We start from the raw sequence: 22,448 nt of genomic DNA, 5'->3' as shown, positions 1-22,448 counted from the left end.
GACTATTTCTCCTCTACCAAACGATTCAAAGGATGGTTATATCGAACAAATCCTTGTACAACATATTGTTCCTTTTCCTCATTAAATTCTCTATGTGTTATCAGTGTCTCTGTTTTTAGTCGATAAAGTAAATCTCCTTCTTCCGGATGTACATGCGTAGTGTAAAAACCCCATTCTTCTTTTAAAATAGATTCTATCTGTAACATCATATGATAAAGATCATTTTCATCATAAGCGCTAATTAATACGTTCGGAAATTGATTAGCAATAAAATCTTCCCCATGTACTAAATCTTTTTTATTATAAACCGTAAGTATCGGAATATGATTTGCATTAAGTTCTTCTAATAATTTTTGCACTGTCTTTTGCTGCTGGTTCAAATCAGAATCAGACGCATCAACCACATGCAATAAGAAGTCTGCCTCAGCAACTTCTTCTAATGTAGATTTAAATGCTGCAATTAACGCTGTGGGTAAATCTTGAATAAATCCAACCGTATCTGTTATTAAACAAATCATATCCGACGGTAACTTTACTCTTCTTGTTAACGGATCTAGTGTAGCGAATAATTGATCTTCTTCTAATGAACTACTTTTGGTTAATCGGTTGAAAAGTGTTGATTTTCCAGCATTGGTATATCCAACAATTGCGATTTGAAATACGTCATTTTCTTTCCTACGTTTCCTATATTGACTACGCTGTTTAACCACTAACTGAAGGCGACGTTTTATATCATAAATCCTTCGTTCAATGTGGCGTCGATCTGTCTCTAATTTGGTTTCACCAGGCCCCCTCGTACCAATACCTGCTCCAAGCCGAGATAATTGTGTGCCCTGTCCATGCAAGCGAGGAAGCAAATACTCCAACTGCGCTAGTTCTACTTGGAGTTTCCCTTCCTTGGTTTGCGCACGCATTGCAAATATATCAAGAATCAGCTGGCTACGATCAAGCACTCGAACACCAAATACATCTGATAAGTTTCGAATTTGACCCGCAGATAATTCATTATTGGCAACAACGATATCTATCTCTTTAGTTTCTATAATTTCATGAATTTCATGTAGCTTCCCTTCCCCCATATATGTAGCAGGGTGAATACGGTCGCGCTTTTGAGTGATTATTTCTTCGACCGTACCACCAGCTGTTTTACATAACGAGACAAGTTCATGTAAAGAAGATTGAAATCGGTGATCTTCTTGTTTTGTTTGATTTACGGCAATTACTAATACTTTCTCTTGCGTCATGTATGAACCTCTTTCTTGTGTTTTTCACTATTATTAGTATACCCTTATTCTATATCTAACAACATATCTTCTCCAGTCAATAACATTAAGTCGTTTGAACTATAATTATCCTCGGATAATAAACGGACCGCATGAAGGCGTATCGCACGTTCAATCACATTTCGAACGTAACGAGCATTTGAAAAATTCGCACTACAGGCGCGAACTTTTCTCGCTAAATGATTTCTCAGCTTCCATTCTGCTTCTCTAGAAAATTTATATTCTCGTTCATCTACCATACGCTTTGCAATTTCCATTAATTCTTCCACACCATAATCATCAAATTCTAGTATAAATGGAAATCGTGATTCCAATCCAGGATTAAACGTTAGAAATCGTTCCATCTCATATGGATATCCAGCTAAAATAAGCACTAAATCTTGATGTTGATCCTCCATATGTTTGACAAGCGTATCAATTGCTTCTTTACCGAAATCTTTTTCTCCTCCACGGGAAAGCGAATACGCTTCATCAATAAATAAGACACCTCCCATAGCACGCTGAATAATCGCTCGTGTTTTTTGTGCTGTCTGCCCAATATATTCTCCTACTAAATCTGCACGTTCCGCTTCAATAAAATGACCTTTGGATAGAATGTTCATTTCATGATAAATCTTTGCAAGCTTACGAGCTACCGTTGTCTTTCCCGTGCCAGGATTTCCTTTAAACAACATATGAAGCACTTGCTTTGAATCCTTTAACCCTGATTCTTTTCGTTTCTCATTAATGAGTATACTCGCATATATTTCTTTAATCGATGTTTTTAAATCCTTTAACCCAACAAAAGAGGAAAATTCTCTGTCGACTAATTGTAAAGGACTATTCGTCCGTTTCGCTACTGCAGTACGTGATTCTGCTTTTGGCTGCTCCATCACCTTTTGGTCTTGCAAGATGATATTTATTCTTCCGTTTTTATATCCTTGAACTTGTGCCAATCAACCATCACCCCTTACTCCTTAACAGTATACGCAAACGCCCTAAAGGGGTGACAAATGCCTAGAAATTCTTATGTATTTTGTGTCTAAATGATAAATTTATTTATATTAGCATATCATTAATCCACTTTAGAAATTTATTTTCAAATATAACCAATCCCTGTTAACTATGAAGAAAACTTCTGAAATTATTGTTCAGGAGAATATCTAAATTGACATACGATTACAGCAGTATTTTCATTTTTACTTATGCTCTTAATTAGATACATTGTATCTTTTCTATATAGGCATGATTTTAAAAAAAGATTCGTTAATTAAGCAAGAAATATCAAACTTATTTTTATTTTTGTCCTTCTCCATATCATCAGTAACTTTTTAGAAATTGGCCTTATATTCAGTTATCGATTTTGTAAAGATTCATCTCCATTAAAATTCCGTTCTAACCTTTTATAACTATCATTAAGAAAGGATTACATATGATAAAAATAGTCCCTCTCAACTTTACAAACTCGAACGTTGTAATGTTTATACCACTCTTTTTCCCCTCTCTCTTGAGCTACTTTATGAGATGAATTTTCTTTCCAATTATCAATGTCCTCTAGTGATTCCCAATATGAAATAGTAATACCTATCTTATTATCCCTAACACTTTCAATACCTAGAAATCCTTTTTGCTTCGAAGCTAACTGTTCCATTGCTTGTGCCATTTTTCCATATCCATTATCACTTCCTGTCCTTAGTGAAGTAAATATCACTGCATAATACGGTATTTGTTGTTTTATTTTCGCATTCATCAATTAAACCTCCAAATAGAAATTAAATTATAAATCATTATTTTCCCTTCCCTTCAAATGAATATTCTTACATCAGCACCTACTATTTGTCATGCATTTTCATATCCACAGCGAATCACACTGTGGGCTTAAAATTAATACAAGAGAATCTTGCTACCATTACTGAATGACAAACTGAAAATATCATTTTACGCATCTTTATATATAGAATGTAATTTAAGCAACAAAATTTTTATCTTATTAACCGAACTATTCTTCATCATAAAACTCTTCTTTTCAACTATACATTGCTTAAATATTTTCTTTTATTACGGTTTACAGTTCACACTTTAAGCCTTTTTACTCCTTACCTAATTTCTATTAAAAATAATTGCTCCTTAATAAATAGTTACTATAGAATTATTCACTTAGACAAATAAAATCTTCTCGTTTCTTTATCAAATTTTTCTATGGCATATCTTAGTGTAATCCTAGACATAGTGGATACGTGTTTGTTCAAAAAACGTTTTAAAGCTTGTTCATTCTGTTTACCTGCTTCTCGAATCCAACTACCTATAGCTTTTTGAATGAGTTCCTCAGGGTCATCAAGCAGTATTTCAGCGATACGGAAAGTATGATCAATTTCACCTTTTTTTAAAAATGCATGTGTGCTAACGATTGCCGTTCTACGTTCCCACATATTGTTTGAACGAGCTAAATCATATAATATGTTTTTTGGTTTATCTATTAAATATATGCCAATTACAGAAGGTGCCGATCGGTCTACAAGATCCCAATTATTGATACGATCATGTCTACGAAGATAGAGATCGAACAAGCTTTTTCTTTGACTTTCAGTAATCTGCTTTTTTTTAGCCTGGTAATCCATGATACTAACAGCGCCCATTCTCACTTCATAATAGGAGCTATCTAGCAACTTTTCGACCTCAGTCAAAGGCGTTTCCATAAATCGCTTTGCAATCTGAAAAACTGTACGCATATGTAACCCCATACATAATGTGCTAGAATCAGAATTCTTTATGAATCGTTTCATTTTTTCTACATCTTCCTCATTTCGATGCTTTTCTAATTCTATTATAAATTCTTTAGCATTTGTATCCTTCAATGTTTTCACCTCTAATTAAATGTATTCCTTAAAATTATAATGCAAATATAAATCGAAAATTTCTTTCATATTGCTCTAGTTTTATTGGTAATTCAAACTTTATATGCTAATTAAAAAATACATAATTAACATCTAAAGTATTTTCTTTCTAAATTTCCTCAGATACTTCGAACAATCTATCCTCATAGTTCGCTTTGTGAACATAACCCTTGCAGTACCGACTTATTACCTGTAGTTTAACACAACAGGTAAGTCCTTTTTATTGTATCACTATACATATAAGAATTTTTTAAATATTGACTAAAATTAATGAGTTCAATTATAATTATTTCAAGTTACCTATTACAATAAAGTGGTGAGAAAATGAGGAATGGTTCTAAAAAAGTACACTACACAGAAACTGCAAAAATAGAACTTTTGCATAAACAAAGAAGACAACGTTTACATTTTATGACCACAATAATCTTTCTTTGTTTATTTATATCTCTCCCATTGATCATTTCATTCCTAGATATAAATACTGTAGCTCTTTGGATATACCTTTTATGTTTCTTTCCACTTACTTGGTTAATTGGTTGGCTTTATTGGAGACGAATGAGCAGATAAATAGTAAAGCTAAAATCGATATCCAAAAGAGGAGCTTTTTAATGAATTTCACTTATTTCATTTTCTTCTTAGCTATTGTTGCAGGCACATTAATTATGACGCATTGGGCAGCGGAACGAAGTAAAACTACAGAGCAATTTTATATTGCTAGTGGTAGTTTAACAGGTTTTCAAAATGGACTTGCTATTGCAGGAGATTATATTAGTTCCGCTTCCTTTTTAGGGATAATTGGTTTAATCGCTTATTACGGCTTTGATGGATTTTTATATGCGACTGGATTCCTTGTTTCCTATATTATTCTACTACTATTAATTGCTGAACCCGTACATAGCTTGGGTACATATTCTGTTGGTGATGTAGTATCTTCAAGATTTTCAGGAAGAAATATGCGCTTGTTTGTGGCAGCTACAGGAATTATTATCTCCATCTTATATCTAATTCCACAATTAGTAGCTTCTGGATTATTAATCCGTTTGTTATTAGGAGTAGATTATATTTCATCGGTTTGGATTATAGGTATTCTCATGACCATTTACGTTGTTTTTGGGGGTATGGTTGCAACCTCATGGGTGCAAATTATAAAAACAGTGCTTCTCATGTCTGGAACATTGATGTTATTGTTTATTTTATTATCATGGATTAAATGGGATATTCCATTTTTAATAAATCAAGCTCCCGTTAATAGTCCACTTGGAGAGGATTTTTTCTCACCTGGTAATTTACTACATAATAATATTGAAATGTTTTCTCTTATGCTAACGTTAATTTTAGGCACTTCTGGTCTCCCTCATATTTTAATACGCTTTCTAACCGTAAGAAATACTAAGCATGCTCGTCTCTCAGCAATTTCAGCGACTTGGCTAATTGGCTGTTTTTACTTAATGACCTTGATTTTAGGACTAGGTGCAATTAGTCTTGTTAGCTGGGACGCATTAACACAATCGGATTCAACAGGCAATTTAACCGTATTTTTACTAGCTGATGTTTTAGGCGGAGATTTTCTTGTTGCATTTGTTATGGCAATTGCATTTGCAACAATTATTGCTGTTGTTACCGGACTTATATTTGCAGCTACTTCTTCTTTCGCATATGATATTTACGTCCATTATTTAAATAAGAAAGATACCAGTGAGAAGAAAAAATTACTCGTTGCTAGAACAACAGCGATTATCATCGGAGTTATTTCTATTGGATTTTCCATTGGTTTAGAAAATACAAATGTTGCTTATTTAGTATCTTTGACATTTTCACTTGCTGCCTCTACTATATTTCCTTTACTAATTTTCACTTTTTATTGGAAGCGCTTCACTAAAATTGGAGCTTATATTGGATTATTCTCCGGTTTGATTATATCCGCAGCTTTATTTCTCCTCGGTCCAGAGGGCATGAAATTAATTAGCCTCAATAACCCTGGAATAGTTGCAATACCAATAGGATTTTTAGGTTGTATTATTGGAACTTTTCTAGATCCAAATGGTGATCGTGGAAATTATCAAGATATGTTGATGAAGATTCACACGGGGATTGGAGTGAAGAATTCTTGATAGAACTAACGATTGTTTTATTTCAACGTATCGGTTTGTTATTATTGATGGCATTTATCTTAACGAGAATACCATTATTTCGTTCGTTGTTAGATAAAGATATTACTTTAAAAACTGTCATCCTTCATTCGCTTATATTCGGCTTAATTAGTATTATCGGTGCACACGCTGGAGTCGTTATGATTGGTAATGAGTTAATCATGCAAGCTTGGATCATGAATGTTGCAGTAGATGAAGTGTTAATTGGATTTAGTGTCGTTGTAGTTATGATTGCAGGATTACTTGGAGGACCATTTGTCGGATTAGGCTCAGGAATGGTAGCTGGATTGTATATCATTTTCTTAGGTGGCGGAGGATGGATAGCAAATAGTTTGATTAACCCTTTAGCTGGTTTATTAACAGGATGGGCTGGTCAATTCTTTTCAGATGATAGAGTAATGTCGCCCAATAAAGCATTATTTATTGGAATATTTCCTCCTGTTTTGCATATGGGATTATTACTCATTATGTTGCCTGATCAACAAATTGGAGTACAAATTGTAAATACGATCGGTATTCCGCTAGTAGTTACGAATTCTATTGCATTGGCTATTTTTACAATGATGATACGATTAGCATTAAATGAAACAGAAAAAGAAGCAGCTTTAGAAACAAATCGTGCATTAACAATTGCAGAAAAAGCACTCCCTTTGTTAAGTGAAGAACCTGGTACAATGAATGCTAATAAGATGGCTAAGTTATTATTTAATGAGTTAGATATTGCAGCTATATCGATTACAAACCGAACAACAGTATTAAGCCATGTCGGATTAGGAGATGACCACCATCGACCTGAAGAACCATTAAAGATGCGACTTTCTCGTAAAGCAGTAAAAGAAGGAAAAATTCAGATTGCTTATCATCAAAGTGATATCCAATGTGGTGTAGACAATTGTAAGTTGAAAACTGCCATTATGGTACCTATTTATCGATCAGGAGAAGTAATTGGTTTAATCAATCTCTACTACCGACATTCTCAACAGATAACAGCAGTCGAAATAACATTAGCAAAAGGTTTAGGAACAATTATTTCCAATCAAATTAGCGGGCTTGAAGCAGAGAAAGTGAAGAAATTATTAAAAGAAGCTGAAATGCGTAATCTACAAGCTCAAATTAATCCACACTTCTTGTTCAATACGTTTCATTTAATTCACAGCCTATTACGTGTGGATACAGAAAAAGCAAGACATATTCTCGTACAGTTAAGTCAGTTTATGAGAGCAAATTTAAAAATTGCAAGCGTATCTCTTGTTCCACTTCATAAAGAGCTGGAACATCTACAAGCATATTTAGAAATTGTTCAAGCACGTTTTCCAGATCAAATTACTACCTCTATTCATGTCGATGATCATTTATTAAATATCGAAATTCCACCAGCAACACTACAACCTCTTGTTGAAAATAGCATTCAACATGGTTTGTCTCTGGCTACAACCAAAGGGATACTTACGATCAATATAAGTAAGATAGAAAATAATGTCTTGATAGAATTATTGGATAATGGGCAAGGATTTGAAGAAAGCTTACTTCCATTATTAGGTAAGGAACCTTTACATCAACAAAATAAAGGGAATGGAATTGCATTGTATAATATTAATCAACGTTTAATAAGTTTATTAGGTGACGAAAGTGAACTTCAAATACAAAATATAGATAATGGAAGCATGGTTCAATTTATAATACCAAATCGTGATTGTAAGAAGGTCGAACAATTTCATATGAACACGTATTAAAACCAAGGAGGTGTATATAGTTGAAGATTCATGTAATGATAGCAGAGGATGAAAGATTAGCAAGAGAAGAGCTTACATATCTCTTGCAACAAGAAAATGATATTATATTATGTCCTAGTGCAGAAAATGGAGATCAATTACTTAAATTGTATCGAGAATACAATCCGAATGTTATTTTTCTTGATATTCATATGCCTGGGATAAATGGCATAGAAATTGCAAAAAAATTACGGAATGAGTATGAAAATCGAGATATAATTATTATTTTTACTACAGCATATGAATCCTATGGTGTACAAGCTTTTGAGATACAAGCAACTGATTATCTATTAAAACCATTTGATGAAGAAAGGTTAAAGATCGCTATGAATCGAATTAGAAAGGCACTCCCTAATAAAGAAGTACGAAAGCCGAAAATCGATAAATTAGTCGTAAATCTTGATGAAAAAATGATTGTTATTGACCCCAATCAAATTGGCTTTGCTGCTCGCGAAGGACGAACATTAAAAATACACTTTTTATCGAATGAAGTTATTGAAACAAAAATGAACCTGAAAGAGCTAGAAGAAAAGCTATCTGGCTTTCCTTTCTATCGCCCACATCGAAGTTATTTAGTAAATATGGACTGCATAAAAGAAATTACACCATGGTTTAATGGCGCTTATAATTTAGTAATCAAAGATCAAGACGAATCAACAATACCAGTTAGCAGAACTGCTGCTAAAGGTTTATTTGATGCACTACAAGGTGTAAATCAATAATACATTTTAAAACGCTATACTACAACTTAACCCTCATATCCTACATTTTAGGTTTAAATTTAAAATAAATAGAAGTATTTACAATATACTGAATTCATAGCTGAATGTTCAGTATATTTTTTATTGAAATTATGTAAGCGTTTTCTGTTTTGGGAGGAGGAGGTTTCTTAAGCTTACTTTTTCTTTCATTTTTTAAGGAGGGGTTAATATTGGAGAATAAACAAAATTACCAAACATTAGATGATAATCAACAAAAATACTGGAAGAAAAATTTAAAATTGATAACGATTCTGCTTGCTATTTGGGCTATTGTTGGCTTTGGTGGCGGAGTCTTATTCGCGGGTCCTTTAAGTAATGTACCTTTCTTTGGGGTATCACTCTCCTTTTGGATTTCTCAGCAAGGAGCCATTTTAGTTTTTATATTATTAATTTTGGTATATGCCATTCGAATGGATCGATTAGACAAAGAATACTTAGATTCAATAAAAAATGAGAGACAATCACACGAATAAATAAAGGGGGGTTTTTAATTTGAGTGTAGAAGCAATTACTATTGCGTTAGTACTGTTTACATTTCTTGTATATACTGCGATCGGATGGTGGTCCCGTGTACGTGATACGTCAAGCTTTTATGTAGCTGGTCAAAATGTTCCAACTGTAGCAAATGGTGCAGCCATTGCGGCGGACTGGATGTCAGCTGCATCATTTATATCAATGGCTGGACTAGTAGCATTTTTAGGATATGATGGAACGATTTATTTGATGGGATGGACTGGGGGCTACGTATTATTAGCGTTACTATTAGCCCCATATTTACGTAAGTTCGGTAAATTTACCGTTCCTGACTTTATTGGAGATCGTTTTTATTCTAACAGCGCACGTGCAGTTGCTGCGATTGCTACAATTTTTATATCTTTGACTTATATATCTGGTCAAATGCGCGGAGTTGGTATTGTATTTAGTCGTTATTTACAAGTCGACATTATTGTAGGTGTTCTAATTGGAATGGCAATCGTTGGGTTCTTCTCTTTATTAGGAGGAATGAAGGGGGTTACTTGGACACAAGCAGTACAATACTTTGTTATTATCATCGCTTTTCTTATTCCTGCTATCGCAATATCTTTCCAATTAACCGGGAATCCGATCCCACAAATCTCGTTAATCGGAAGTGACATTGTAGAAAGACTAGGTCAAATCCAGATTGATTTAGGTATGAATGAGTATATGGAGCCTTTTACCAACTTATCTTTACTCAATGTATTTATGATTACATTAGCTTTAATGGCTGGAACTGCTGGACTTCCTCACGTTATTGTACGATTCTATACAGTTAAAAGCGTACGATCTGCAAGATGGTCTGCGGTTTGGGCAATTGTATTCATTGCTTTACTTTATTTAACTGCTCCTGCTGTTGGTGCTTTTGCAAAGTATAACTTGATTAATACAATTGCTGATGAACCACTTGAAGAAGTCCAGGATATTGAATGGGTTAATAAATGGGAAACAACTGGATTACTGCAATTCAATGATTTAGATGGGGACGGTATGATTAATTTTACGAGCGGACCAGATAATGAAGTAGTCATTGATGGTGACATTATTGTATTATCTACTCCAGAGGTTGCAAATTTAGCACCTTTTGTCATTGCATTAGTTGCTGCAGGTGGACTGGCAGCTGCCCTATCAACGGCATCTGGACTACTAATAACAATGACAAGTGCTGTTTCACACGATATATACTACCGAATATTTAATCAAGAAGCATCTGAGAAACAGCGACTTAGAGTAGGTAGAATCACATTATTTGTCGCATTACTAATTGCTGCCTATGTAGGGATTCGACCACCAGGATTTGCGGGTGAAGTTGTGGCACTTGCCTTCGGACTAGGTGCAGCCAGCTTATTTCCAGTAATCCTTACAGGTATATTCGATAAACGTATGAATAAAGAGGGTGCAATTGCAGGTATTCTAACCGGTTTGACATTTACATTAATAACCATAGGTTTAATCTTATCCGAATCTATATTTGGAACAGATGGTCCAATCATTGAGAATTTCTTTGGAATTAACGCGCAAGGCGTGGGTGTAATCGGAATGTTGTTGAACTTTGTTGTCAGTTTTATTGTCTCTAGAAATACACAAGCACCACCTATTGAAATTCAACAATTGATTGAGAATGTTCGTGCGCCGGAAATAGATGAAGAAGAAATAGCTGCTACAAAAGATGATAAGTAATACTAGCTATCTTAAAGAAGGGAGGAAAAATGATGGAGTGGACAATATTATTAGGAGCTTTAGTGGTAGTTTTCTTTCTTCTACACCCTTGGTTGAATCTTATAGCATTTCGTAAAGTAATAGGGATCACTTTGTTTTTGGAGATATTTTACTTGCTTGGACATTATATTATGGGATGGCCATTTCCTGCGCCAATAATACTATTGCAACTATTCGTTGTTACCGGATTGGGGGTTGCGTTAGGAATATTTTATTCGCGGCTTTGGCCCCTTCCTCAGAATAAAGGATTTGAGAGGATCTTTCGAACGTTTTTAATCGTTGTACCTTCTCTAGGATTAGGAATGGGATTACAAGTATTTTTACAAGGTGCATTTGCCACGCAAGCTATCTACTTAATATTCGCGCTGTCTGCTTGGTTAGGATCTGGACACTTTGTGAAGAATGCTAATGAAACGAATCAGACTGTGAAACATAAACTGATAGAGACATAAACTAATCAAGGTTGGAACAAATATATTTAATCAAGAGATAAAGTAAACAAACTTAGAATGGTGGCTTCGGTTTAAGCGAACAGAATAGGACATGGTGAATCCCTCTCCTACGCTACCTATTTTTTTACCATTTTACTACCATTTGTCTTTTGATTATAACTTTTCATTTTAGAGCCATTTAAAAAGCCAGCAGTTTTTTCGCTGCTGGCTTTTACATCTTATTCTTTATCGAGTGAAACATTTTTAACCGGTGAGAACGTGGATATAGCATGCTTAAAGATAAGCTGCTGTTTTCCATCCGTTTCTAATAAAACTGTAAAGTTATCAAATGCCTTGACTAAACCTCGTAATTGAAAACCATTTGTTAAAAATACAGTAACGGAAATATGATTCTTTCTTAGCTGATTTAAGTACTGATCTTGAATATTGACGGATTGAGCCATGGGAAAGTTCCTCCTCTTTTCTATCTATAATAATTAATTCGATTTTTCTTCTAAAATTCCTGCTAAATCCTTTAAAATAAATTCAATTTTTTCCTCGATTAACATCGGTTCCATCTTATACCATTGGACATTCATTTTATTTCGAAACCAAGTAAGTTGTCGTTTTGCATATTTTCTAGAATTTTGCTTTAAATCATCGATTGCGTATTCAATCGGTTGATTACCAGAAATATGCTGGATAATTTCTTTATAACCAATCGCATGCATAGATTGACAGTCTTCATATCCTCTGTCTATTAGATTCTTTACTTCCTCTATTAAACCAGTATCAATCATATGATTAACCCGTTGGTTTATTCGATCATATAATACATCTCTATCCATATCTAAGCCAATTATGATTGGATTATAAGGTGATTCAAGTTGTTGCTGTTGTTGGTACTCTGTCATTGTCATTCCAGTAGTTTCATAAACCTCTAGTGCACGAATTAGTCTACGATGATTATTTGGATGTACTTTTGCAGCTTGTACAGGATCGACTTCTTTTAATTTTTTATATAATTGGTCAGGCCCTTCTAGTTTAATCATTTCTTCCATTCGTTTTGTAAAGGATTCATCACGACGTTGCTCTGAAAAATTATAATTATATAACACAGCCTGAATATATAATCCACTACCACCAACCAATATAGGTAGTTTGTCTCTTCGTAATACGTCATCAATGCATTTCTTCGCATGTAATTGAAAATCAGCAACTGAAAAAGATTCATCTGGAGAAATAATATCTATCATATGATGTGTGATTCCATCCATTTCTTCTTTTGTAACTTTTGCAGTGCCAATATCCATGCCAGTATATACTTGTGTAGAGTCCCCACTAATGACTTCTCCATTAAATCGCTTGGCCATTTCAATACCTAGTAATGACTTCCCTACCGCAGTAGGTCCGACAATCGATATAACTGTTTCTTTCATATACATTCCCCTAAATGAACCCATCATTTTTGATAGGATTCTAACATCCATTTCTTTTTATCTAAATCGGCATGTAGACTTGTCAATAAATCTTCTGTAGGATGATCATGAAACTCTTCTGTAAGAGAATATCCTTCTTTTTGGATTTCACTGATTAATTGAGTTATATTCTTTACTAATTGTTGAATAATCTCCGCTTCTTCATCATCTGCAGCCGCTTCTTCTATTGTAGACTCTTTGATATATTTTGCCATTGTTGCTAAGGGTTTTCCACCAATCATTAAAATACGTTCTGCAATTTCATCAAGTTGAACAGCAATTTGTTCATACATCTCTTCAAATTTATCGTGCAATGTAAAAAAATGAACGCCTTTGACGAACCAATGATAACGATGTAATTTTACATATAACACAAAGTAATTTGAAAGTAATTGATTTAAAAAATTTATTAATCGTTGATTGTCCATGTCTCTCACTCCAAATGTTAACCTACGTACTAATATTTCTAGGTTTGACATAAAGGAGTAAGTTTATACTGCTACATTACACGTTTAAACATCTTCTCTAATTCATACGTCGAAAAATGAACGATGATCGGTCTTCCATGTGGGCAAGTAAAAGGGTCAGTTGTATTTCTTAAATCTTCAAGAAGTTGGTACATCTCATCTGATGTTAAATAATGATTCGCTTTTATCGATCGTTTACAAGACATCAGAATAGCTGCTTCTTCTCGAATACCCTCTACACTTATTTTTGATTCATGCATCACCTGATCAACCATCTCACGGATAACTTCTTCCTCAAATCCTTTTGGAAACCAAGTGGGGTGAGAGCGAATTACATAAGTTTGATTACCAAAAGCCTCAAAAAATAGTCCAACTTGTTCGAGATCTTCTTTATGATTTTCAATAAACAATGATTCTTGCTTGGAGAAATCAAACGTCATTGGAATCAATAATTCCTGTGATTCGTTCATTGGTTTTCCTAATTTATCACGAAAAAATTCATATTTCACACGTTCTTGAGCTGCGTGCTGATCGACCATATATAATCCATTCTCATTCTGAGCCAAAATATAAGTACCTTGTAATTGTCCAATTGGATACATCATCGGGACACGTTTATCAAATGTTTTAGTTTGCTCTTCTTGTATTGGATTATCAACTTCTTCAAATGGAGATGTCGACATATCCACCGATACTTCTTCAGTTACCTCTGGTTTATAGTTATCAGTCAGATTTGAATTTCGCTCGATTTCATGATTAATCGCTCCATCTTCAGTTTGAGGCTGATCAAATTTTTCTGTTTGATCACGTATGATAGAACGGGAATCTTGTGATGAAAAAGATTCAGAATGCATGGGTAATCCTTTACGGTTATTTGTATCAAATCGAAAAGAAGATTGCTCCGATTTTTGTCTCTGAGTGGGTTGTTTCTCTACTTTAGGAATTAATGTAATCTCTCTAAATCGATCACGAATCATATTTTCAACTGAAGTAAAAAGCTCTTTATCCTTACTAAATCGAACTTCTAATTTCGCAGGATGTACATTCACATCCACAAGTATCGGATCCATCTCAACATTGAGTACAACAATCGGCGAACGTCCAATAGGCAATAACGTATGGTAGCCTTGTAAAATCGCTTTATTTAATCCGATATTTCGTATAAATCGTCCATTAATAATTGTCGACATGTAATTTCGAGAAGCCCTTGTCACTTCAGGTTTAGCGATATAACCATGTACGCTATAATCTAACGTTTTAAGTTCGACCGGTAACATTTGTTTTGCTACACTCATGCCATAAACTTGAGAAATGACTTGGAGAATATCACCATTTCCAGTTGTTCTAATAAGTCCTTTGTCATTATGCAGGGCTTCTATCCGAACCTCAGGATGTGCTAAAGCCATTCTATTTAATACATCCGAAATATGACCTAATTCTGTATGAAGGCTCTTCATATACTTTAATCGTGCAGGTGTATTATAGAATAATTCACTGACAGTGATATCTGTCCCCTGCCTTGCATCGCTTTTTCCTCGATGCTTGAGACTTCCTCCCTCTAACTGCAAGAGAGTACCTGCTTGATCTCCTTGGGAAGTTTGCACAGATAGTTTACTAACAGATGCAATACTTGCTAATGCTTCTCCGCGAAAACCAAGTGTTTTAACATGAAACAAATCTGATTCGTTTTTAATTTTACTAGTTGCATGACGCAGAAAAGCCCGTTCCACATCATCTTCTTCCATTCCAGCACCATTATCTGTGATACGAATTTCTTCCAGTCCTGCCTCTTTTATTTCCACTCTTATCCACGTTGCACCTGCATCAATACTGTTTTCTAAGAGCTCTTTGACAACCGATGCTGGTCTTTCTACTACTTCACCAGCTGCAATTTTATTTGCGAGTGCATCTGGCATTTGAATTATTGGCATGATATCACCCTCTCTATTATTGCTTTAATCCTTTTTGTAGGCGATACAATTCATTCATTGCTTCTAATGGCGTTAAATCTAATACATTTACATTCTTTAACTCCTCAATTACAGACTGTTCTTGGTTGTTGTGAAGTTTATCCTGTTTCGGCATTTCGGCTTTTTTCTTATTCGATTCTTCTACAAAGAAAGATAGCTGCCCAGACTCTAATTTATCCTTTATCGGTGTAAGCTTCTTATTTGAATCATCTTCTAATTCTTCTAAAATTACCGAAGCCCGTTCAATAAGTTCACTAGGCAACTCCGCTAATTTAGCAACATGGATACCATAACTTTGATCAGCTGCACCTTCTTTAATTTGATGAAGGAATATGACATTCCCTTCATGCTCTTGTGCACGAACATGAATATTTTTTAAATGGTGAAGAGAATCTTCTAATGCTGTTAACTCATGATAATGTGTAGAGAATAACGTTTTTGCGGCAATGTTATTATGAATATATTCTACAATCGCTTGAGCTAATGCCATACCATCATACGTGCTAGTTCCTCTTCCGATTTCATCTAATAATATTAAACTTCGATCGGTAGCATTGGAAATTGCATGTCTAGCTTCTAACATCTCTACCATAAAGGTACTTTGACCAGATACTAAATCATCCGCAGCTCCGATTCTAGTAAATATTTGGTCGAATATACATAGCGTAGCTTGTTCTGCTGGAATAAAGCAACCAATTTGTCCCATAATTGCAGTTAACGCGACCTGGCGCATATACGTACTCTTACCAGACATGTTCGGTCCTGTAATCAATAGCATATTTTGAAGCTTATCAAAGACAACATCATTCGGTACAAAGGTTCCATCTTTCATTACTTGTTCAACTACTGGGTGTCTCCCTTTAGTCACTTGTAACTGTTCGTCATTAAATTCTGGTCGAACGTAATTATTCGATTCACTAACAGAAGCAAAACTTTGTAAAACATCAATTTGGCTAATTATATGAGCTAATTGTTGGATCAGTGGAATTTCTTCTTTAATTTGATCTCTTATTTGAATAAATAAATCATATTCAAGCTCCACACTTTTTTCTTCTGCTTCTAAAATAAGTTTTTCTTTTTCTTTCAGTTCTTCGTTTACAAAGCGTTCAGCATTCGTTAAAGTTTGTTTTCGCTCATAACGTCCTTCAGGTAATAAATGAAGGTTCGGTTTTGTTATTTCGATATAATATCCAAATACACGATTATAACCGACCTTTAAGGAACGTATACCTGTCTCTTCACGTTCTCGATGTTCTAGTTGGGCAATCCACTTCTTCCCATTTCTAGAAGCATCTCTGTAGGTATCTAATTGGTCATGGTAACCTTCCTTGATTAATGACCCTTCTTTTATGGAAATGGGTGGCTCATCTACAATACTCATTTCAAGAGATTCAACCATCTGCTCTGGATAAATAAGCAACTCTGCTAATCTTGTAATTTCAGGTTGATCGAATTGTTTTAAAGTTTCTTGTAAAGCTGGAATCCGAGATAAAGATTGTTTTAATTGAATTAAGTCTCTGGCATTTACATTACCAAATGCAATACGTCCAGAAAGTCGTTCTAAATCATATACTGATTTTAATAAATCACGAAGACTCTCTCTTTCCATAAAACCATCATAAAAACCTTGCACCACTTCTAATCGCTCATTTATCTTTTGCTTACTTAACAATGGTCGTTCTAACCATTTTTTTAATGTTCTTGCTCCCATTGCTGTTACAGTTTTATCAAGTACCCACAAAAGACTACCGTGTTTTGATTTTTTCATGATTGTCTCTGTTAATTCTAGATTTCTTTTGGAGTACATATCCAGACTCATATACTGTTTTAATTCAATAACTTCTGCTTTTTGCAAATGATGTAATGATCTTTTTTGTGTCGTTTGAATATAGTTTAATAGCCTACTGAATGCTTTCATTAATCGCTCATCATTTAAGTTCTCACTTAATTCACGAAACTCTGCATTAAAGGTAACTTCATCTTGATAAGACAGTGTCACATTCAAACGTTCTTTTAATTGAAGTTGCATTTCTTCTGGGAGGTTGCTTGAGATAACAATTTCCTTGATTGGTTGATTATAAAATTCATGGATGACAGCATCCCATCCATCATTAATTAAAGCTAGACGATTCTCACCAGTAGATAAATCGTTATACACGATAACATAAGAACCATCTTGAAAATGAGATAAACTCCCAATATAGTTATTTTCTCCATCGGTTAACATTGTGCTTTCCATAACAGTTCCAGGTGTTATCATTTGGACAACTTCTCTTTTAACAACACCTTTAGCTGTTTTAGGGTCTTCTACCTGTTCACAAATCGCTACCTTATATCCTCTATCGATTAATGTTTTTATATAATTCTCAGCAGAATGATAAGGTACTCCACACATTGGAATTGGATCCCCTTTGCCACCCGCTCTTTTTGTTAAGGTTATCTCTAACTCTTGTGCTGCACGTGTAGCATCTTCATAAAATAATTCGTAGAAATCACCTAGTCGATAAAAAAGGAATGCATCTTTGTATTCATTCTTTATTTGTATGTATTGTTCCATCATCGGCGTGAGCTTTGCCATGTTAAATCCTCCAACTTACCGTATCTTTTTCCATCCATTATAGCATAATTTGACCCTATACTTGTCCAATTCTGTCGAAAAAAGAAAACGAGAGTAATTATACCCTCGTCTTCTGATTAATCCTTATGAATATGATTAAAAAAGTCTGGTTTTACTTTTTCTGCTTCATCATCCGTCATCTTATGATCCCAAACACTTTCTTCATCGTCATCATCATGATCTAATTTCGGATTAACCTTTACAAAAACCCTTGTATCCCCAATAACTTGAACAACAAATTCACGTTCAATCTCAACAGAAATATTACTTCCTTTTCCACTGATTTTGCATTCAAGGCAATTTGGTTGTTGCAATACTTTTGCAATCACATCATACTCATCATTAATACAATTATCATCCTTCACCGAAAGTGGAATTGTATCCTTATATTCTACTCTCTCTGTAACTACTTCGGTTTTCGTATTGTCGTTATACGAATACCATACATTAATATCATAGCTTCCAGTGACAACTACAGTATCCTCGGATTTTTTCGTAGCATGATATAAATGATTAATGACCCAGCATCCTAATATACTAGTTGGTCGATGTGATGGGGAGATCGTATGGTTTTCTTTGGTAAACTTTCTACCTTTACCACAGACTGCTTTTGTTATGATTTCTCTATATTCTTTATCAAGAAAAGTCATGATTACTTTTACCTCCTCTTTTTTCATAGTCATTTTATGCAAGACAAATACCTAAAGTGCATAGCATTTCGTGATAATGAAAAAAAGAAGGAGTTTTAATGATTAGATTATCTTATCCAATGAAAATTATTATGAACATAATCGCTGTATATTAGTTATACACACACATAAAAAGCTTGGGTAAAAGAAATTATTCAAAAGAAAAATCAGTGTAAAAGAACTATGAAAATGTACGTCATGCATGTACGCTTTGTTAAGTTTTCCTTTAGCACTTTTAGGCATTCTCTTACAGAGAGCCTATGTACAATTCCAATTTAATGTTCTTATTATTACATTTCTTTTGATTTAGTTTTCTCCCAAGCTTTCCGTTGGAATAAATCCACTATAACGGTTTCCTCGATCAATATAGTTTCATCATTATTTCAGAGTACAGACGTTGCTTAATGTGAGCATCCTGACTTATTTTTTGTTTTAGAACCTGTCTCTCCCGCTAGTACGTCTCCACCTGTTGATTCAATCACTTCATTTGTCACTTCACGAGCGATTGTTTTAGACACTAACTGTAATACGTCATTAACGACAATTTGTGTTTCTTTAAATTCTTGAACAATCGGTATATCATCAATTTCAGCTTGTAAACGATCGATTTCTTCTTCTACACGTTTTAAAGCCTCTCTCTTCTCATATGCTTGAAAATTTACTGCTTGTTTTTGTAATGTTTTAATTTTTTGGATGAGCGATTGAACTTTTTTATTTTCATTAAGCTTTGCTTCCACTTGTTTAAAACGGTCAATTTCTTCTGTACTTGCTAACATATTAGCTAACTTCTTTGCTTCATCCAATACTTCTTTGCGAGTATATTCTGTCATACTAGTTCACCTCAACTGTATTTTCAACCATCACGCCATTTAAAGACCATGTTTTGGTTTCTGTAATTTCTACTTCTACAATCTTTCCAATAGATGATTTGGGACCTTTGAAATTAACGAGTTTATTTTTTTCTGTATAACCAGCTAACACGTCTGGATCTTTCTTACTTTCACCTTCAACTAGAACTTTCACTTTTTTACCAGCATAGTTTTTCATGGATGCTGCAGATTGTTTGTTTACTAGTTCATTTAAACGGTATAAACGTTGCTTTTTCACTTCTTCAGGTACATCATCTTTTTTACGAGCAGCAGGTGTACCTTCACGTGGTGAGTAAATAAACGTATATGCTGCTTCAAAGCCAACCTCTTCCACTAAGGTAATCGTTTCTTCAAATTGTTCTTCTGTTTCATTCGGGAATCCTACAATAATATCCGTTGTTAACGTTGCATTTGGCATTGCAATACGTATTTTCCGAACCAATTCTAAATAATCTTCTCTTGTATATTTACGATTCATCTTCTTCAAGATTTCACTACTTCCTGACTGAACAGGCAAGTGGATATGATCTAATAAGTTACCACCTTGAGCTAATACTTCAATTAATCGGTCATCAAAGTCTCTTGGATGTGATGTCGTAAATCGAACACGAGGAATATCAATTTTATGAATATCATTCATTAAGTCTCCAAGGCCATATTCGATATCTTCAAAATCTTTCCCGTAGGCATTTACATTTTGGCCGAGAAGTGTCACTTCTTGATAACCTTGAGCTACTAAATGACGGACCTCTTGAATAATGTCTTGCGGTCGGCGACTTCTTTCTTTTCCGCGCGTCATTGGAACTATACAGTAAGTACAGAATTTATCACATCCATACATAATGTTTACCCAAGCCTTAATTTTGCCTTTGCGAGCTTTCGGTAAATTCTCAATAATATCACCTTCTTTAGACCATACCTCTACAATCATTTCTTTTCCAAATAATGCTTCTTTAACAAGGTGTGGTAGACGATGAATGTTATGTGTTCCAAAAATTAAATCGATATGTTGGTGTTTCTTTAGAATTCGATCTACTACAGACTCTTCCTGTGACATACAACCACAAACCCCAATAATGAGATCTGGATTTTCTAATTTTAATGGTTTTAAATGACCAATCTCACCAAATACTTTATTTTCTGCATTTTCACGGATTGCACAAGTATTTAACAGGATTATATCAGCCTCTTCTGTAACGGTTGTCGATTCATATCCCATTTCCGATAGAATTCCAGCCATTACTTCTGTATCATGTTCGTTCATCTGACAACCGTAAGTTCGAATTAAAAATTTCTTCCCGCGTCCTATCTTCTCCATATCTTCTGGAATCGAAAAGTCATAATGAAATTGAACATCTTCTCTTTTACGTTTTCTAGCTTTTTTTATATCAGGTGACTGCGGCTCGTACTCTTGTTGGAAATACTTAGCAATCATATCTTCACTGGACGTATTTTTAATTCTTTCTACATTTGCTTGCTCTGTACGAATCTGGGACTGCTGTTTGCGTTGCTGTTCGTTCATCAGGTATCCCCTTTCTTCATTCGAATCATTGTTACATATGTACAATACTATAGTATAAAGCTTCTTTCCAAATAGTACAATATTGAAAGCCTATACACAAACAAAAACCTTCCTTAAAAGGAAGGTTTTTCCGCTGTTATCGAGGTTCAACGATTAATTTAATCGCTGTCCGTTCTTCGTTGTCAATTAAGATGTCCGTAAATGCGGGAATACAAATTAAATCGACACCACTCGGAGCAACAAAACCACGTGCAATTGCTACTGCTTTAACAGATTGATTTAGTGCCCCGGCACCTATAGCTTGTATCTCTGCTGTACCACGTTCTCTTAGTACATTTGCCAAGGCTCCTGCTACTGAATTTGGGTTCGATTTAGCTGAAACTTTTAAAACTTCCATTACTAGTACCTCCTCATGCACTATTGTAATTATACTGCTACTATATTCTTGGAGATGTTAGCATATTCCCTTTAGGAGCAACAAATCATTATTACGAGAAGAATGGATGGTCCTCGTTAATCATAATCCGCTCGATGTTTTTCGCTTGGCCCGTTGTATCATCGATGGTAATAATTACTCCATTTAACTGTGTTCTTCCCGTTTTATCAATTTCAAAACGTACCGGAAGAGATGTTAAGAATCTTTTCAATATCGTCTCTCTTTCTACACCTAAAATACCATCATACGGGCCTGTCATCCCCACATCAGATATATATGCGGTACCGCCTGGCAATATTCGTTCATCAGCAGTTTGTGTATGGGTATGTGTCCCAACAACCGCCGATACCCTGCCATTTAGATACCAACCCATTGCTTGTTTTTCACTCGTTGCTTCTCCATGAAAATCAACGAATATAACATCTGTTCTCTTCTTTGCTTCTTCAATAAGTTCGTCTGCTTTTTTAAAAGGATCATCTACAGGCGGTAGAAAGGTTCTTCCTTGTAAATTAATTATCGCAATCTCTTTACCGTTAAAATTTGAGTAGACAATTCCTTTACCAGGATTACTATCTGGAAAATTTGCTGGACGAATCATATTATGAGCATCATCAATAAACTCAAAGATTTCTTTCTTATCCCACGTATGATTTCCCATTGTTATAACTTGAGCACCAGCTTCAAGAAATTGTTTATAAATTTTTTCTGTAATTCCCTTACCAGCGGCAGCATTCTCCCCATTTATAATTGTCATGTGGGGTTTATATTTATCCTTTAGTTTAGGTAGATACTCAAATACCATATCTCTACCAGGTGATCCAACAACATCACCTATAAATAAAATTTTCATTCTAACAATCATCCTATCTACAATATATATATTTAGTTTTTCACA

At 34.5% G+C, this 22,448-nt stretch carries 20 protein-coding genes; 6 read left to right on the top strand and 14 right to left on the bottom strand.

Annotation, left to right across the window (positions count from 1 at the left end; genetic code table 11):
• Window positions 1–2: 2 nt before the first annotated feature.
• From hflX to C794_RS08740, 4 genes are all read right to left on the bottom strand, one after another.
• Window positions 3–1,244: a GTPase HflX gene (gene hflX, locus C794_RS08755; protein WP_017796758.1), complete on the bottom strand. Its 1,242-nt coding sequence runs from the start codon at window positions 1,242–1,244 to the stop codon at window positions 3–5.
• A 44-nt stretch (window positions 1,245–1,288) separates the two neighbouring features.
• Complete coding sequence (gene spoVK, locus C794_RS08750; protein WP_375544843.1) at window positions 1,289–2,155, bottom strand: stage V sporulation protein K; 867 nt, start codon at window positions 2,153–2,155, stop codon at window positions 1,289–1,291.
• A gap of 533 nt (window positions 2,156–2,688) precedes the next feature.
• Window positions 2,689–3,012 carry an antibiotic biosynthesis monooxygenase family protein gene (locus C794_RS08745; RefSeq protein ID WP_017796756.1) on the bottom strand — a complete coding sequence of 108 codons (324 nt, stop codon included), beginning with the start codon at window positions 3,010–3,012 and terminating at the stop codon, window positions 2,689–2,691.
• A 403-nt stretch (window positions 3,013–3,415) separates the two neighbouring features.
• Window positions 3,416–4,126, bottom strand: coding sequence for a DNA alkylation repair protein (locus C794_RS08740; protein ID WP_420872747.1), 711 nt, complete (start codon window positions 4,124–4,126; stop codon window positions 3,416–3,418).
• A gap of 638 nt (window positions 4,127–4,764) precedes the next feature.
• Here C794_RS08740 and C794_RS08735 point away from each other — a divergent pair.
• From C794_RS08735 to C794_RS08710, 6 genes are all read left to right on the top strand, one after another.
• Window positions 4,765–6,267, top strand: coding sequence for a solute symporter family protein (locus C794_RS08735; RefSeq protein ID WP_017796754.1), 1,503 nt, complete (start codon window positions 4,765–4,767; stop codon window positions 6,265–6,267).
• The gene (locus C794_RS08730; protein ID WP_017796753.1) at window positions 6,264–8,039 is read left to right on the top strand and encodes a LytS/YhcK type 5TM receptor domain-containing protein; all 1,776 of its coding nucleotides are present in this window, start codon (window positions 6,264–6,266) and stop codon (window positions 8,037–8,039) included. The genes C794_RS08735 and C794_RS08730 overlap by 4 nt, the downstream gene beginning before the upstream one ends.
• A gap of 20 nt (window positions 8,040–8,059) precedes the next feature.
• Window positions 8,060–8,800, top strand: coding sequence for a LytR/AlgR family response regulator transcription factor (locus C794_RS08725; protein WP_017796752.1), 741 nt, complete (start codon window positions 8,060–8,062; stop codon window positions 8,798–8,800).
• A 209-nt stretch (window positions 8,801–9,009) separates the two neighbouring features.
• Window positions 9,010–9,312, top strand: a complete 303-nt coding sequence (locus tag C794_RS08720) for a DUF4212 domain-containing protein (protein ID WP_017796751.1) — start codon at window positions 9,010–9,012, stop codon at window positions 9,310–9,312.
• Between the two features lie 19 nt (window positions 9,313–9,331).
• The gene (locus tag C794_RS08715) at window positions 9,332–11,035 is read left to right on the top strand and encodes a sodium:solute symporter family protein (RefSeq protein ID WP_017796750.1); all 1,704 of its coding nucleotides are present in this window, start codon (window positions 9,332–9,334) and stop codon (window positions 11,033–11,035) included.
• Between the two features lie 32 nt (window positions 11,036–11,067).
• The gene (locus C794_RS08710) at window positions 11,068–11,526 is read left to right on the top strand and encodes a hypothetical protein (protein WP_017796749.1); all 459 of its coding nucleotides are present in this window, start codon (window positions 11,068–11,070) and stop codon (window positions 11,524–11,526) included.
• Window positions 11,527–11,744: 218 nt separating this feature from the next.
• On the opposite strand, the gene hfq is transcribed toward C794_RS08710, so the two are convergent.
• The 10 genes from hfq to C794_RS08660 all read right to left on the bottom strand — a co-directional run bounded on the left by hfq (window position 11,745) and on the right by C794_RS08660 (window position 22,403).
• Window positions 11,745–11,969: an RNA chaperone Hfq gene (gene hfq, locus C794_RS08705; RefSeq protein WP_011066035.1), complete on the bottom strand. Its 225-nt coding sequence runs from the start codon at window positions 11,967–11,969 to the stop codon at window positions 11,745–11,747.
• Window positions 11,970–12,002: 33 nt separating this feature from the next.
• Complete coding sequence (gene miaA / locus C794_RS08700) at window positions 12,003–12,944, bottom strand: tRNA (adenosine(37)-N6)-dimethylallyltransferase MiaA (RefSeq protein WP_017796748.1); 942 nt, start codon at window positions 12,942–12,944, stop codon at window positions 12,003–12,005.
• A 23-nt stretch (window positions 12,945–12,967) separates the two neighbouring features.
• Window positions 12,968–13,411, bottom strand: coding sequence for a Dps family protein (locus C794_RS08695; RefSeq protein ID WP_017796747.1), 444 nt, complete (start codon window positions 13,409–13,411; stop codon window positions 12,968–12,970).
• A 71-nt stretch (window positions 13,412–13,482) separates the two neighbouring features.
• Window positions 13,483–15,381: a DNA mismatch repair endonuclease MutL gene (mutL, locus tag C794_RS08690; RefSeq protein ID WP_017796746.1), complete on the bottom strand. Its 1,899-nt coding sequence runs from the start codon at window positions 15,379–15,381 to the stop codon at window positions 13,483–13,485.
• A 16-nt stretch (window positions 15,382–15,397) separates the two neighbouring features.
• A complete protein-coding gene (gene mutS / locus C794_RS08685; RefSeq protein ID WP_017796745.1) occupies window positions 15,398–17,998 on the bottom strand; it encodes a DNA mismatch repair protein MutS in 2,601 nt (866 codons plus the stop codon).
• A gap of 116 nt (window positions 17,999–18,114) precedes the next feature.
• Window positions 18,115–18,687, bottom strand: coding sequence for an outer spore coat protein CotE (locus C794_RS08680; protein ID WP_017796744.1), 573 nt, complete (start codon window positions 18,685–18,687; stop codon window positions 18,115–18,117).
• Window positions 18,688–19,127: 440 nt separating this feature from the next.
• Window positions 19,128–19,556 carry a YlbF/YmcA family competence regulator gene (locus C794_RS08675; protein ID WP_017796743.1) on the bottom strand — a complete coding sequence of 143 codons (429 nt, stop codon included), beginning with the start codon at window positions 19,554–19,556 and terminating at the stop codon, window positions 19,128–19,130.
• Between the two features lies 1 nt (window position 19,557).
• Window positions 19,558–21,117 (bottom strand): tRNA (N6-isopentenyl adenosine(37)-C2)-methylthiotransferase MiaB, encoded by a 1,560-nt coding sequence (gene miaB, locus C794_RS08670; protein ID WP_017796742.1) that lies wholly within the window; start codon window positions 21,115–21,117, stop codon window positions 19,558–19,560.
• Between the two features lie 136 nt (window positions 21,118–21,253).
• A complete protein-coding gene (locus tag C794_RS08665; RefSeq protein WP_011066027.1) occupies window positions 21,254–21,514 on the bottom strand; it encodes a stage V sporulation protein S in 261 nt (86 codons plus the stop codon).
• Window positions 21,515–21,605: 91 nt separating this feature from the next.
• The gene (locus tag C794_RS08660) at window positions 21,606–22,403 is read right to left on the bottom strand and encodes a TIGR00282 family metallophosphoesterase (protein WP_017796741.1); all 798 of its coding nucleotides are present in this window, start codon (window positions 22,401–22,403) and stop codon (window positions 21,606–21,608) included.
• Between the last annotated feature and the right edge of the window lie 45 nt (window positions 22,404–22,448).

The sequence above is a fragment of the Oceanobacillus kimchii X50 genome (assembly GCF_000340475.1).
GTDB classification, from domain to species: domain Bacteria; phylum Bacillota; class Bacilli; order Bacillales; family Amphibacillaceae; genus Oceanobacillus; species Oceanobacillus kimchii.
This window is presented reverse-complemented; position numbering and strand designations above follow the sequence as displayed.